The sequence below is a fragment of the Brevundimonas basaltis genome (genome assembly GCF_014202075.1).
Lineage (GTDB): Bacteria > Pseudomonadota > Alphaproteobacteria > Caulobacterales > Caulobacteraceae > Brevundimonas > Brevundimonas basaltis.
Window position 1 is genome coordinate 19,860 of sequence record NZ_JACHFZ010000007.1, and the last position, 13,910, is coordinate 33,769.

At 68.5% G+C, this 13,910-nt stretch carries 17 protein-coding genes; 13 read left to right on the forward strand and 4 right to left on the reverse strand.

Annotated features, from left to right (window positions below):
- The first annotated feature begins 156 nt into the window (after positions 1-156).
- Complete coding sequence (locus HNQ67_RS13100) at positions 157-417, forward strand: hypothetical protein (protein ID WP_183256167.1); 261 nt, start codon at positions 157-159, stop codon at positions 415-417.
- 72 nt (positions 418-489) lie between these two features.
- Here the strand turns inward: HNQ67_RS13100 and HNQ67_RS13105 are convergent, their stop codons facing one another.
- Genes HNQ67_RS13105 through HNQ67_RS13115 form a run of 3 tightly spaced genes read right to left on the reverse strand, consistent with a single transcriptional unit; the run spans position 490 to position 2,210 of the window.
- Positions 490-1,248 carry a GIN domain-containing protein gene (locus HNQ67_RS13105; RefSeq protein ID WP_183256169.1) on the reverse strand — a complete coding sequence of 253 codons (759 nt, stop codon included), beginning with the start codon at positions 1,246-1,248 and terminating at the stop codon, positions 490-492.
- A 12-nt stretch (positions 1,249-1,260) separates the two neighbouring features.
- Positions 1,261-1,833: a DUF1700 domain-containing protein gene (locus HNQ67_RS13110; RefSeq protein WP_183256172.1), complete on the reverse strand. Its 573-nt coding sequence runs from the start codon at positions 1,831-1,833 to the stop codon at positions 1,261-1,263.
- On the reverse strand, positions 1,830-2,210 hold the full coding sequence (locus HNQ67_RS13115; protein ID WP_183256173.1) for a helix-turn-helix transcriptional regulator: 381 nt from the start codon (positions 2,208-2,210) through the stop codon (positions 1,830-1,832). The genes HNQ67_RS13110 and HNQ67_RS13115 overlap by 4 nt, the downstream gene beginning before the upstream one ends.
- 241 nt (positions 2,211-2,451) lie before the next feature.
- On the opposite strand from HNQ67_RS13115, the gene coxB reads away from it, so the two are divergent.
- The 11 genes from coxB (at position 2,452) to HNQ67_RS13170 (ending at position 12,577) form a co-directional block, all read left to right on the forward strand.
- The gene (gene coxB / locus HNQ67_RS13120; RefSeq protein ID WP_183256175.1) at positions 2,452-3,447 is read left to right on the forward strand and encodes a cytochrome c oxidase subunit II; all 996 of its coding nucleotides are present in this window, start codon (positions 2,452-2,454) and stop codon (positions 3,445-3,447) included.
- Between the two features lie 24 nt (positions 3,448-3,471).
- A complete protein-coding gene (gene ctaD, locus HNQ67_RS13125; RefSeq protein ID WP_183256177.1) occupies positions 3,472-5,136 on the forward strand; it encodes a cytochrome c oxidase subunit I in 1,665 nt (554 codons plus the stop codon).
- Positions 5,137-5,214: 78 nt separating this feature from the next.
- Entirely contained in the window at positions 5,215-6,183 is a 969-nt protein-coding gene (cyoE, locus tag HNQ67_RS13130) for a heme o synthase (RefSeq protein ID WP_183256179.1), read from the forward strand.
- Between the two features lie 3 nt (positions 6,184-6,186).
- A complete protein-coding gene (locus HNQ67_RS13135; RefSeq protein ID WP_183256181.1) occupies positions 6,187-6,363 on the forward strand; it encodes a hypothetical protein in 177 nt (58 codons plus the stop codon).
- On the forward strand, positions 6,360-6,923 hold the full coding sequence (locus tag HNQ67_RS13140; protein WP_183256182.1) for a cytochrome c oxidase assembly protein: 564 nt from the start codon (positions 6,360-6,362) through the stop codon (positions 6,921-6,923). Before HNQ67_RS13135 ends, HNQ67_RS13140 begins: the two co-directional genes overlap by 4 nt.
- Before the next feature lie 51 nt (positions 6,924-6,974).
- Positions 6,975-7,883: a cytochrome c oxidase subunit 3 gene (locus HNQ67_RS13145; protein WP_183256184.1), complete on the forward strand. Its 909-nt coding sequence runs from the start codon at positions 6,975-6,977 to the stop codon at positions 7,881-7,883.
- Between the two features lie 71 nt (positions 7,884-7,954).
- Positions 7,955-8,272, forward strand: a complete 318-nt coding sequence (locus tag HNQ67_RS13150) for a DUF983 domain-containing protein (RefSeq protein WP_343054929.1) — start codon at positions 7,955-7,957, stop codon at positions 8,270-8,272.
- Positions 8,273-8,986 carry an SURF1 family protein gene (locus HNQ67_RS13155; protein WP_183256186.1) on the forward strand — a complete coding sequence of 238 codons (714 nt, stop codon included), beginning with the start codon at positions 8,273-8,275 and terminating at the stop codon, positions 8,984-8,986.
- 50 nt (positions 8,987-9,036) lie between these two features.
- A complete protein-coding gene (locus tag HNQ67_RS13160; protein WP_183256188.1) occupies positions 9,037-10,248 on the forward strand; it encodes a M16 family metallopeptidase in 1,212 nt (403 codons plus the stop codon).
- A 24-nt stretch (positions 10,249-10,272) separates the two neighbouring features.
- A complete protein-coding gene (locus HNQ67_RS13165; protein WP_183256190.1) occupies positions 10,273-10,863 on the forward strand; it encodes a GNAT family N-acetyltransferase in 591 nt (196 codons plus the stop codon).
- Positions 10,864-10,909: 46 nt separating this feature from the next.
- Positions 10,910-12,577, forward strand: coding sequence for a putative bifunctional diguanylate cyclase/phosphodiesterase (locus HNQ67_RS13170; RefSeq protein WP_183256192.1), 1,668 nt, complete (start codon positions 10,910-10,912; stop codon positions 12,575-12,577).
- 93 nt (positions 12,578-12,670) lie between these two features.
- Here HNQ67_RS13170 and HNQ67_RS13175 read toward each other — a convergent pair whose 3' ends face one another.
- The gene (locus HNQ67_RS13175; protein WP_183256194.1) at positions 12,671-13,240 is read right to left on the reverse strand and encodes a YqgE/AlgH family protein; all 570 of its coding nucleotides are present in this window, start codon (positions 13,238-13,240) and stop codon (positions 12,671-12,673) included.
- A gap of 128 nt (positions 13,241-13,368) precedes the next feature.
- Here HNQ67_RS13175 and HNQ67_RS13180 point away from each other — a divergent pair, with 128 nt between their 5' ends.
- The gene (locus HNQ67_RS13180) at positions 13,369-13,854 is read left to right on the forward strand and encodes a peroxiredoxin (RefSeq protein ID WP_183256196.1); all 486 of its coding nucleotides are present in this window, start codon (positions 13,369-13,371) and stop codon (positions 13,852-13,854) included.
- Positions 13,855-13,910 lie beyond the last annotated feature (56 nt).

Here is a 13,910-nt window from a genome sequence, read left to right on the forward strand (position 1 = left end):
TGAGATAGGGCGTAGGGGCGGTGAAGTCACCGGCTCCGCGCGATGGTACCCACCCCGAATGTGGCGGAACCCTGGCTGGAGGCGACGGTTGAGAGAGGGACGCCGGCGGTTTGAGAAGGCGGATCTCCCGTTTCGCCGCCGGTCGGGAGACCGATCATGAAAACGATGGTGCTGACGACCTTCGCGGCGGCCGCCGCGCTGACCTTGTCCGCCTGCGGAGACGACGAACGTACTGCGACCGCGGAAACCTCGGTCGCGGAAGCCGAGGTCTCTACCGAAATGCCGGAAGCGGCGGTCCCCACCGCCCAACTGGAGGCCGCCGCCAATCGCGCCGCGGCCAACGCCAGTCAGCCTCAGGATGGCGCGCTCACGCCGGAGGGCGAGACCGTTCAGCCGCAGACGACTCCGGCTCAGTAAACGCTGGACAGGCGAAGGGTCGGGACCTGGGTCCCGACCCCCTGCTGGCTATAGGCGTCCGGACGCGGCGGATCAGTTCTGACGCACCTCGCCGGAGCCGGAGATGCTCTGGTTGAGCGAATCCGGACGACGGGTAAGGGTCACATCGCCCGAGCCCGAGATGCTGATGCTGGCGGCGCCGGTCGGGCCGACGGCGGCCTCTCCGGACCCGGAGATGCGGATGTCGGCGTCCCGGGTCTCGACCCCCGAAAGATCGGCCTCGCCCGATCCCGAAATCCGCAGATCGACGGTCTCGGTCCGGCCGCTCGCATTCACCTCGCCCGAGCCGTTGATTATAACGGCCAGGCTCGGCTGATCGTAATCGCGGACGATCAGGTCGCCCGAACCGGAGAGGTCGAAGGTCCGGACCGAGGGGGCCGTGACCGTGATCTTGAGCCGCCCCCTGTCGCCCCACCCGAACATGACGACTTCGGACCTGTCGCTTTGGTCGAAGGTCAGGCGGCCGCTGGTCAGCCGCAGCGCCTCGACCTGCTCGCGTGGGCCCGTGATCTCAACGGAGGTCGCGTCGCCCTGGACATAGGTGACCTCGGCGCTGACATCGATATCGAGTCGCTCGCTGCCATCCCAGGCGATCGTGCGGGTCACGCTGGGGCCGCTGTCCGCGCGTTTGAAGGTGACAGACCTTTCTGTCCGGGCGAAGTCGCCGTCTCTGAAGGTCCAGCTCCAGCCGTGGCGGGCCAGGTCGTTGCCGCCGAGGGCCACGGCCCCGGCCAGGGCGGCGATGCACAGCACCAGGCTGGCGCCGGTGATGATCAGAAGGGTGCGGATCATACGGGTCTCTCCTCAGGCCGGATTCTGGTTGTCGAGGGCCGGCTTCAGCAGCCGGTAGTGCAGGCGGGCGAACCAGACGGTCGCATTGACCAGCAGGATCGTGGCGATGGCGGTCAGGGCGCCGATCGCCGCGGCGCCGGCCATCAGACCTACGCCGGCCAGGATCGCGGTCAGCACGCCGCCGGGGAAGCCGACCAGCGGTCCGGCGATCATCACCGCGCCGCCGCCTATGAACAGACCCACGGCCGCCATGAAGAAGCCGAACAGCACGCTGACCACGGTCATCAGGATGGGCAGCAGGATCAGGATGTCGATTGCGCCCAGACCCAGCACCGCGAACACGGCGCCGGCGGCGGCGGACGGGTTCTTCTCCTGGTCCCAGCGGCGGGCGCCGGCCTCGGCCCGCAGCTCGCGGGCGAGGCGATCGGGGTCGCCGAGCGCTTCGGCGACTTCCGCCTCGGTGCGTCCGGCGGCGGCGCCGTCCTCGAAATGCATCTCGTAGTCGGCGGCGATCTCGGCGGCGGCGACGGTCGGCATGCCGACGAGACCTCGCCTCAACCGGCCCATGAATTCAGCGCGGGTCATTGTTCAGCTCCCCTTTGAGTGGTTTCGGCGACGGCGGCCGGCGGGGCCGGATCGGCGTCGGCGTTCATGACGCCTTCGACGGCGGTGACAAAGGCGCGCCATTCGGCGGTCTGCATCTCCAGGGCCCGGCGGCCTGCGTCGGTCAGGCGGTAGTATTTGCGCGACGGGCCGGTCGTTGATTCGACCAGATAGGTCTCGACCTGGCCGTCGGACTGCATCCGCCGCATCAGCGGGTAGATGGTCCCCTCGCCCATATCGATCGCGTCCGACAGGGTCGAAGCGATCTCGTAGGCATAGCTGTCGCGGCGATTGAGGAGGGCCAGCACGCACAGCGTGAGCACCCCCTTCTTCAGCTGGATTTCAATAGTTTCAGGCACCTCGGCGTCTCCCTTGATGTCCAAGAGGTATCGCAAGGTATCTTGTTCTGCAAGGTAGCTATCAAAACATGACAGCGATTTAATCCGGCGGCGCGCGCAGGGTGCGGCGTCCAATCGCTTGGCAAGCGCGGGGGAGGGCGATAAGGACCCGCGCAGGAAACGCTGCGGGCGGTCGCCCCGGCGTCTGCTTGCGATTCACTCGCAGGCGCTTGCGGCAGAACGGTTTATGAGGATGTCTCGCATGGGGATGGGCACGCGGGCCCGGGGTCTGATCGGCGGCGGCTTCGCCGTGCTGGCCCTGGCTCTTTTCGCCGCCGGGTGCAACACGGAGCCCGAGCGGATGGGCGAGCCGACGAACGGCGCCATCGGGCTTCAGCCGGCCGCCTCGCCGCTGAAGGTCGAGGCGCACTTCTTCCATGACGCCATCCTGATGCCGATCATCACCTTCATCTGCCTGCTGGTGCTGGGCCTGATCGTGTGGATCGTCATCCGCTACAACAAGAAGGCCAACCCGGTCCCCGCCCGGTGGAGCCACAACACCCTGGTCGAGGTGATCTGGACGGTGGTCCCGGTCCTGATCCTGGTGTTCATCGCCCTGTTCTCGTTCCGGCTTCTATTCAACTATCACAACATGCCGGAGCCCGACCTGACGGTGAAGGTCACGGGCAACCAGTGGAACTGGGCCTACGAATATCCCGACCAGGGCGTGCCCGAGTACATTTCCAACATGCTGCCGGAAGACGAGATCGCCGCCCGGGGCATGCCGCACAGCCTCTACCGGCTGGCCGCCGACGAGCCGATGGTGGTCCCGGAGGGCGCGACCGTCCGCCTGCTGGTCACCGCCTCTGACGTCATCCACGCCGTGGCCCTGCCGGCCTTCGGTCTGAAGACTGACGCCGTCCCCGGCCGCGTCAACGAGACCTGGTTCCGGGCCGACCGGCGCGGCGTCTTCTACGGCCAGTGCTCGGAACTGTGCGGCGTCGATCACGCCTTCATGCCGCTGCAGATCAACGTCGTGTCGCGCGCCGAGTTCGCCGAATGGGTCGCCTCCAAGGGCGGTTCGATGGCGCCGCGCGCCGCGGAACAGGCCCCGGGCGGCACCGCCGCCCAGGTCGAGGCCGGCACGACCGGCGCCCCGGCTGCGCGCAATGTCGGCTCCGAGGCGATGGAGTCTGATCCCGCCGCCCCCGTCGGAACGCTCACCAACCTTCCCGCCGCCGCGCCGGCCGCCCAGTAACGATACGCGAGAGCCCCAAAGACCATGGCCACCGCAGCCGCGAACCTCGCCCACGATCACGACGGGCATCACGACCACAAGCCGGGTTTCTTCACCCGCTGGTTCCTGTCGACCAATCACAAGGACATCGGCACCCTCTATCTGATCTTCGCCATCATGGCCGGGATCGTGGGCGGCGCCCTGTCCGGCCTGATCCGTTGGGAGCTGGCCGAGCCGGGCATGCAGGTGTTCATCGCCGGCGGCCTGGTCGAACAGCTCGGCGTCGTCGAGGCGTCCAAGCACGGCTACAACGTCACTGTCACGGCCCACGCCCTGATCATGATCTTCTTCATGGTCATGCCCGCCATGATCGGCGGCTTCGGCAACTGGTTCGTACCGATCATGATCGGCGCGCCGGACATGGCCTTCCCGCGCATGAACAACGTCTCGTTCTGGCTGCTGGTCGCCGCCTGGATCCTGCTGTGCCTGTCGATGGTCGTCGATGGCGGCCCGGGTCAGGGCTTCGGCGGCGGCTGGACCATCTATCCGCCGCTGTCGACCATGGGCCATACCGGCCCGGCGATGGACCTGGCGATCTTCTCGCTGCACGTCGCGGGCGCCAGTTCGATCCTCGGCGCGATCAACTTCATCACCACCATCTTCAACATGCGCGCGCCGGGCATGACCCTGCACCGGATGCCGTTGTTCGCCTGGTCGGTGCTGATCACCGCCTTCCTGCTGCTGCTGTCGCTGCCGGTCCTGGCCGGCGCCATCACCATGTTGCTGACCGACCGCAACTTCGGCACGTCGTTCTTCGACCCCGCCGGCGGCGGCGACCCGGTGATGTTCCAGCACCTGTTCTGGTTCTTCGGCCACCCCGAGGTCTACATCCTGATCCTGCCGGGCTTCGGCATGATCTCGCACATCGTCTCGACCTTCTCGAAGAAGCCGATCTTCGGTTACCTCGCCATGGCCTACGCCATGGTCGCCATCGGCTTCGTCGGCTTCATCGTGTGGGCGCACCACATGTTCACCGTCGGCATGAGCATCAACCTGCGCGCCTATTTCGTGGCCGCGACGATGATCATCGCGGTGCCCACGGGGGTGAAGATCTTTAGCTGGATCGCCACCATGTGGGGCGGCTCGATCAGCTTCAAGACGCCCATGCTGTGGGCGATCGGCTTCATCTTCCTGTTCACCGTCGGCGGGGTCACGGGCGTGGTGCTGGCCAACGCCGGCATCGACTACACCCTGCACGACACCTACTACGTCGTGGCGCACTTCCACTATGTGCTGTCGCTGGGCGCCGTCTTCGCCATCTTCGCGGGCTTCTACTACTGGTTCGAGAAGATGTTCGGGGTGAAGTACAACGAGTTCCTCGGCGCGGCCCACTTCTGGATCATGTTTGTGGGCGTGAACCTGGTGTTCTTCCCGCAGCACTTCCTCGGTCTGCAGGGCATGCCGCGTCGCTACGTCGACTATCCGGACGCCTTCGCCTACTGGAACCACATCTCCTCGATCGGCTACGTCATCACGGCGGTCGGCGTGCTGGTGTTCCTGATCATGCTGGTCGAGGCCGCCGTGCGTCGCCGGAAGGGCGTCGACAATCCCTGGGGCGAGGGCGCCACGACGCTGGAGTGGACCCTGTCCTCGCCGCCGCCGCACCACCAGTTCAACGAGCTGCCGGTGGTCAAGAAGGACGACCACTAGGACCGGCTGGACCGGAACTGACACGACGGGGGCCGCTCTTTCAGTCGAAAGGGCGGCCTCTGGCCTTTTGAAAGCGCGATGAACAGAACCGCCTCTCCGACCTCGATCTCCACCGCCCAGCCGGAAGACTTCTTCCAGCTGCTGAAGCCGCGCGTCATGTCGCTGGTCATCTTCACCGCGGTGACCGGCCTCGTCGTGGCCGACGGCGAGATCGGCTGGCTGACGGCCGCCATCGCCATCCTTTGCATCGCCGTGGGCGCGGGCGCGGCAGGGGCGCTGAACATGGCGCTGGAAGGCGAAACCGACGCCCTGATGCGCCGCACGCGGGGCCGGCCGGTGGCGGCGGGCCGGGTCGGCAAGAACGACGCCATGAGCTTCGGCGTTATCCTGTCGGTCTTCTCGGTCATGCTGCTGGGCATGGCGACCAACTGGCTGGCGGGCGGCCTGCTCGCCCTGACCATCGCTTACTACGCCGGTTTCTACACCCTGCTGCTCAAACGACGCACGCCCCAGAACATCGTCATCGGCGGGGCGGCCGGAGCCTTTCCGCCGGTCATCGGCTGGGCCGCGGCGACCGGGGCGGCCTCGTGGCAGGCATGGCTGCTGTTCCTGATCATCTTCCTGTGGACCCCGCCGCACAGCTGGGCCCTCGCCCTGTATTCGGCGGGCGACTACGCCAAGGCCGGAATCCCGATGATGCCGGTGGCGCGCGGCGCGAAGTCGACCCGCCTGCAGATCCTGCTCTACAGCCTCGTCTTCGTGCCCGTCGCCGTCGCGCCCGGCCTGACCGGCCTCGGCGGGGCGATCTATCTGGCCGTCTCGATCGCGGGCGGCGCGGGCTTCCTGTTCCTTGCCTTCCGTCTATGGCGGTCGCGGGCCGGCGATCAGCCGGACAAGGCCGAGGCCGTGGGGCGAGAGGCCGCATTGTATGATGTCCGCGCCGAGGCCAAACCGGCCCGCAACCTGTTCGCCTTCTCGATCCTGTACCTGATGGCCCTGTTCGCGGCCCTGCTGGTCGAAAGCATGACGTCCATGATGAGGCTCTGACCGATGCGCCTGACCCCCGAGCAGCTCTCGGCCCGCAAGAAGCGCAATCTCGCCCTGGCCGGCGCCCTGATCGTCTTCATCGTGCTGGTTTTCACCACCACCGTGCTGAAGATGAAGGGCAATCTCGACGACCGCAAAGAGGCCGCCACGGCCGGCCAGATCGCAGGGGCGGCGTCGTGAACCGCAAGAATCTGATCGCCATCGCCTGCGTCGTCACCGTCATGGCGATGACTGGCGCCGCCTTCGCCGCCGTGCCGCTCTACCAGCTGTTCTGCCAGGTCACCGGCTTCGACGGCACCGTGCGCAAGGCCGAGGCCGCGCCCGACGTCATGCTGGACGAGACCGTGCTGGTCCGCTTCGACACCAATGTGCGAGGCCTGCCGATGACCTTTCGGGCCGAACAGGTCAGCCAGCGGGTCCGTATCGGCGAGACCGGCATCGCCTTCTTCAACGTCACCAACACCTCGGACCAGCCGATCGCGGCGACAGCGGCCTATAACGTCGTGCCGGAGCGGGCCGGTCCCTATTTCCAGAAGCTCCAGTGCTTCTGCTTCGAGAGCCAGACGATCCAGCCCGGCGAAACGATGAAATTCCCCGTCCAGTATTTCGTCGCCCCCGAGATCGCCACCGACCGTGAGAGCCGCGGCGTGCGCGAGATCACCCTCAGCTACACGTTCTATCCGACCAAGGGCGCGCAAGACGGCGCAAACCCCGCTTCAGCCACTGGCGCGGCGGCATAGCGGACGCTATAGCCTCCCCCACACGACCCTCGACCGTTGCAAGAGACCCAGATGGCCGACTCCCACGCCGTTCCGCATCACGACTACCACCTGGTCAATCCCAGCCCGTGGCCGCTCGTCTCCTCGCTCGCCGTCGTGGTGATGATGGTCGGCGCCGTCGTGTGGATGAAGGGCCTCGTCCCGGCCGACTCCGGTCCGCTGGCGTCGGCTCTGCTGGCCGCCGGCAGCAAGCCCCTGTTCTTCGCCGGACTGGCGGGCGTGCTGGTGTCGATGTTCGGCTGGTGGGCCGACGTGATCAAGGAAAGCCGCCAGGGCGATCATACGCCGGTCGTCTCGATCGGCCTGCGCTACGGCATGATCCTGTTCATCGCATCCGAGGTGATGTTCTTCGCCGCCTTCTTCTGGATGTTCTTCGAAATGGCGGTCTTCAACGAAGCCCGCGCCCAGATTCCGGAGATCGGCAACTGGGCCGAGACCGCCGCGGCCTGGTCGACCTGGCCGCCCAAGGGCGTCGAGGTGCTGGACGCCTGGCAATTGCCGCTGCTGAACACCATCATCCTGCTGCTCTCGGGCACGACGGTGACCTGGGCGCACCACGCGCTGCAGGCCGGCGACCGCAAGGCGACCAAGATCGGCCTGGCCATCACCGTCGCCCTCGGCGTCCTGTTCACGGCCGTGCAAGGGTATGAATATTATCACATTATCCACGAGCACCTGTTCTTCAACGACGAGGCGCTGAACTCGGGCCTCTACGGTTCTATCTTCTTCATGGCGACCGGCTTTCACGGTTTCCACGTCCTGATCGGCACCATCTTCCTCGCCGTCTGCCTGCTGCGCCTGATGGCCGGCCAGATGACCCCGCAGAAGCATTTCGGCTTCGAGGCGGCCGCTTGGTACTGGCATTTCGTGGACGTGGTCTGGCTGTTCCTGTTCGCCTTCGTCTACGTCGTCTTCGGGTGACGGACGGCCCCACAGGGCATGAGCTTCAAACGGCGCGGGACGAACAGTCCCGCGCCTCTTTGCTTGATGGGGTGCTGTGCCGCTGTCCCAACTGCGGCCGGGGCCCGCTCTTCGCCGGCTTCCTCAAGGTCGTCGACCGCTGCGCGGCCTGCCGCTTCGACTTCACCCGGCTCAACACCGGCGACGGCGCCGCCGTCTTCGTGATGCAGATCGCCGGCGCCCCGGTGGTGTTCGGCGCCCTGTTCGTTCAGTTGGCGTACAATCCGCCGATCTGGGTCCTGCTGGCCGTGGCCCTGCCGCTGGTCCTCGGCCTGTCGCTGGGCCTGATGCGGCCGGGCAAGGGCGTCATGGTCGCCCTGCAGATGCGCAACCGGACGGAGCGTTGCTAGATGCGCCGGTTTCCGTGGATTCTGACCATCGCCTCGCTCCTGTCGTTCGCCGTGCTGGTTACGCTCGGCGTCTGGCAGGTGCAGCGGCTGCAGTGGAAGGAAGGGCTCATCCGGGAAGCCGAAGCCGCGGCCGCCGTGCCTCCCGCGCCGGTCGCGGAGGTGTTGCGTCAGGACGACGTGGAGTTCCGGCGCGTGGTTCTGGACTGCCCCGGACTGGCCGCCGCGCCCTTCGTCGAACTGCAGTCGATCCATGAAGGCCGGCCAGGCGTCCGCCTGATCTCGGTGTGCCGTCCCTCCGGCGTCGACCGGGCCCTGCTGGTCGATCGCGGATTCGTCGAGGATTCGATCTCGGCCCGCCCGCGGGAAAGCCCGTCGGACGCGCCGGTGCGTCTGGTCGCCGAGGTCCGCACCACCCCCGCGCCCGGCCCGATGGCGCTGGCCGCCGAGGGTCGCCGCTTCTACGCCCGCGACACCGACGCCATGGCGAGAGCGCTCGGCGTGGATGGCCCCCCGGCGCCCTGGACCCTGTTCGCCGTCACTTCGTCCAATCCCGACTGGCAGGGCCTGCAGCCTTCAGCGCCGCCCGCCGCCTTCGCCAACAACCACCTCGGCTACGCCATCACCTGGTTCGGACTGGCGGCGGCGTTGGCCGGTGTCTACATCGCCCTGCTTCGCGGGAAACTGCGCGGCGATCCGGAAAAGAGTTCATCCTGACCGCCGCCCTCCACACCCTGTCCAATGGCGTCCGCGTCGTCTGCGATCCGATGCCCGGCCTGCGCACCCTCGCTCTCACCGTGGCCGTGCGCGGCGGGGCCAAATGGGAGGACGAGGCCCGCTCCGGTTGGTCGCACTGCCTCGAGCATCTGGTGTTCAAGGGCGCGGGCGACATGGGCGCGCGCGACATCGTCGAGCGGATCGAGGCCGAGGGCGGCTCGTTGAACGCCTCGACCGGCTATGAACGGACCAGTTTCGAGGTGCGGGCCCTGCACGGCTCCCTGCCGCTGGCCATGCAGATTCTGTCCGACCTGGTGTTCCGCCCGACCCTCGACCCCGACGAGATCGAGCGCGAGAAGGATGTGGTGGCGCAGGAGATCGCCGAGGCGTTCGACACCCCAGACGACCACGTCTTCGAAATGGCCCAGACGCAGGCCTTCGACGGTCAGCCGCTGGGCCGGCCTATCCTCGGATCGGTGGCCAGTCTGAAGCCCATCACCCGGGCCTCGATCGGCGACTGGCGGGCCCGGCTCTATTCGCCCGACCGGATGGTGGTGGCGGCGTCCGGCGCGGTGGACGAGACTGAACTGCTGGCCCTGGCCGAGCGCTGGTTCGGCGACCAGACCGCCACCCCCGCGGCGGCGCCCGATGCCCCGCGCTTCACCGGCGGCGACGCGGCCCTGACCCGGCGCATCGAACAGGCCAACATCGTGTTTCAGCTGCCCGCCCCATCGGCGCGGGATCCGTCCTATGCCGCCGCGCGGCTGATGACCGAGATCCTCGGCGGCGGCATGGCCTCGCGCCTGTTCCAGAGCGCGCGCGAGGAGCGGGGTCTGGCCTACGCCATCGACGCCTATCACGAGCCCTATGAGGACGCCGGCCTGCTCGGCGTCTACGCCGGGGCCTCGGCCGACCGGGCCGTCGAACTGGCCCGGGTCTGCGCCGCCGAGATCAGGGCGCTGGCCGAGGGCGGGCCGACGGCGGAGGAGCTGGCGCGGGCCAAGGCCGTGATGAACGCCGGCTTGTGGATGTCGGACGAGAGCCCGGCGGCGCGGGCGGGACGAGCGGCGGCCCAGGTGCTGATCTTCGGCGCTCCGATCACCTCCGGCGTCATGGCCGAGCGGACGTTGGCGCAGACCGTCGACGACATCCGCGCCGCGGCGGCTGCCTCTCTGGTCCCGCGCCGCGCCGCGACCGCCGTGCTGGGCCCCAAGGCCGCCGCGCCGGCCGGCGCCGCCTTCCGGGCCGCCCTTTTCGGCTGACCCCGGCGCGGCTATCCTGTGGCCATGGCCCTTCTGGACTGGATCAACGACGCGGCCGGGTCGAGCGTCAAGGGCGACGGCGTCACCCTGCGCTCGCCGCGCGCCTCGGACTACGAGGCGTGGGCGGCCCAGCGCCAGGCCTCGCAGGCCTATCTGAGGCCGTGGGAGCCGACCTGGCCGGAGGACGACCTGACCCGCGCCGCCTTCAAGCGCCGCCTGTCGATCTACGCCCGCGAAACCGACGCCGGCAACGCCTGGCCTTTCTTCATTTTCGCCGACTCCGACCAAGCGCTGGTCGGGGCCATCACCCTGTCGAACGTGCGCCGCGGCGTCGCCGAGGCGGGCACCCTGGGCTACTGGATCGGCCAGACCCGGGCGGGGCAGGGGCACGCCACCGCGGCGGTGCGGGCCCTGGTGGGCCACGCCTTCGACGAGTTGAAGCTGCACCGGGTCGAGGCGGCCTGCGTGCCGGCCAACCTCGCCTCGCGGCGGGTGCTGGAAAAATCCGGCTTCGTGCTGGAAGGACAGGCGCGGGCTTATCTCAAAATTAACGGCGCTTGGGCAGATCATCTCCTGTTCGGCATCGTCAACGACGCGGCCGGGCGTGGCGGCTGACCGTGGCTGATCCTCGGAGCCGTCAACTCGGGATCGGTCACGCGTTTTGAACACTCGCTCCAGAAGTCTGACCTGGGACGCGACGACCGCCATCGAGGCGTTGGCCGCCGCCGACACGGCGCTGTGGATCTGGACCCCGTCCGAAGACCAGATGCGTTTTACCGGCGCGACGCGGGCGCTGGGCCTCGGCCCGCTGGCGCCGGAGTGTTCCGGGGCCGCCTTCACGGCCGTGGCGGTGCCGTCCGATCGCTCGCTGGCCGAGCGCATTCTCAAGCCGCAGAACGAGGGTGCCGAGGTCGCCGTGCGCCTGCGCATGCGCGACGCAGAAACCTGCATCTGGCGGGGCGTCTGGCTTGAGGACGGCCTGCGGGCCGCCGGGGTGGTGGCGCTCGAAACCAAGTTCGCGGCCTCGCACCGGGATCATCTGACCGGCCTGCTCGACCGCCGGGCCTTCCTCGCCCGCGTCGGCGAGACCCTGACCCAGCCGGGCGATTACGAACTGGTGGTCGCCGACGTCGATCGACTGCGCCGGCTGAACGAGGCTCTCGGCCACGAGCGCGCTGATCTGGTGCTGGCGGCGCTCGGCTCGCGCCTGAACGGGGCCTTCTCCCAGGACGCCAACCCGGCCCGGGTCGGAGAGGATGAGTTCGCAGTGATCTTGTCTCGCGGCGCGGGCGCGGCCTCCGAACGGCTGCGCGAGGCGCTGGAGCAGCCCCTGAGGGTAGCCGGCTTCGACATCTATCCCACCGTATCGATCGGCGCTGTGGCCGCCGAGGGCGGGCCGGACGCCCCCGACGCCGCCGAACTGCTGCGCCGCGCCGAACTGGCTGTCGAACAGGCCAAGACCGCGGGACGGGGCGGGGCGGCCGCCTACGGGCGGGCGTTGGAGTCCGACAGCCTGTCGCGGCTGGCGCTCGAGGGTGACCTGCGCAACGCTTTCGTGCGCTGCGAGATCGAGCCCTTCTACCAGCCCATCGTCAACCTGGCGACCGGGGCTGTGGCCGGGTTCGAGGCCCTCGCCCGTTGGCGCCATCCCAAGCGCGGCCTGGTGCCGCCCGACGAATTCCTCGGCCTCGCCGATGAGATGGGCCTGATGAACGAGCTCGGCCTGCTGATGATGACCCAGGCGGCGCGCCAGCTGGCCGAATGGCTGGCGCGACACCCCGGGGCGGGCAAGCTGTTCTGCAGCGTCAATCTGTCGGTGGGCGAGATCGAACGGGCCAGTCTGGTCGAGGACGTGGCCCGCATCATCGCCGCGGCCGGCCTGCCGCGCGGCGCGCTCAAGCTGGAGGTCACAGAGGGCGACATCATGCGCGACACCTCGCGCGCCGCCGAGACCCTGAAAAAGCTGCGGGACGCCGGCGCCTCGCTGGCGCTGGACGACTTCGGGACCGGCTTCTCGTCGCTGACCTGGTTGGCCAAGCTGCCGTTCGATACGCTGAAGATCGACCGCTATTTCGTTCTGACCATGGACAAGGACGAAGGCTCGGCCAAGATCGTCAAGTCGGTGGTCAACCTCGGCCGCGACCTGTCGCTGGAAGTCGTCGCCGAGGGGGTCGAGAACGCCGGCCTCGCCGGCCTGCTGCTCGACGCCCAGTGCCACTACGGCCAAGGTTTCGGCTACGCCCCGGCCCTGCCGGCCCAGGAGGCCGAGGTCTATCTGAACGAATCGCTCGCCGACGGATCGGCGCCAATCAAGGCGCGCTCGGCCTGATCCAGGCCTGACGGACGGCTTTGTCGCCCCGTCTATGCCGGGTCGCGCCAGGCTGCGATCGACCGGGCCCCCCGGTCGGGAGGCGAATAGCGCTTACGCCCGCCCGCTCTGCCCTGACAGCTGGGCGGGATCGACGCCCAGACCCGCCAGCGCCTTGGCCCATTTGCCCTCGTAGTCGGGATCGAAGACCAGGTCGGCGTCCGCCTCGGCGGTGAGCCAGACGTTGTCGCCCAGTTCGTCCTCCAACTGGCCCTCGCCCCAGCCCGCATAGCCCAGCAGCAGCATGGACCGGCGCGGTCCCATGGTCGGGTCGACCATCGCCGCCAGCGCCTCCCGCGTGCCGGTCATGGCCAGCCCCTCGCCGAACGACAGCGAGGCGTCCTCGACCAGCCAGTCGTCGGTGTGTAGCACGAAGCCGCGCTCGCGCTCGACCGGCCCGCCGACCATCACCGCGCGGTCGGCGGCCGAGTCCGGGGCCGGGGTCTCCAGCTTGGTCAGCACCGCCTTCAGGTCGACGCCGGGCGCGGGCCGGTCCAGCCGCAGGCCCATGGCGTGATCCGGACGGTGGGCGCAGACCAGGATGACGGCGTGCTCGAAGCGGGGGTCGCCGATGCCCGGCATGGCCACCAGCAGCCGGCCCGTGAGAGAATGGAATTCGTCCATGACCCTATCATCGGGACGGCGCGCGGCCGGCGCAAGGCCGGCGGGGCGGTGGAAGGCTTGGCGCGGCTGCCGGCAACGCCTATCTGCCCAGAGCGTTCTTGAGTCCTCATCCTCCATTGGAGCCTGCCATGACCGTCCAGATCGGCGACCGTATCCCCTCGGCCAACCTGACCCGCGCCACCGACGATGGCCCCAAGCCTGTCTCGACGGACGATGTCTTCGCCGGCAAGACCGTGGCCCTGTTCGCCGTGCCGGGCGCCTTCACCCCGACCTGCTCGGCCAAACATCTGCCGGGCTTCAAGGATCATCGCGACGAACTGGCCGGCAAGGGCGTCGACACCGTCGCCTGCCTGTCGGTCAACGACGCCTTCGTGATGGGCGCCTGGGCCGACAGCCAGGGCGTCGGCAAGGACGACATCGTCATGCTGGGCGATGGCAACGGCGACTTCACCCGCGCCCTCGGCCTGTCGATGGACGCCAAGGGTTACGGCATGGGTGAGCGCTCGCAGCGCTATTCGATGATCGTCAAGGACGGCGTCGTCGAAAAGCTGAATGTCGAACAGCCGGGCGAGTTCAAGGTGTCCTCGGCCGAGCATCTGTTGACGCAGCTTTAGGGCGCCGCCGCTCGCCGCGCGGCGGCTCTCCGCCTGAGCGCGGCGGGAGCCCGTGA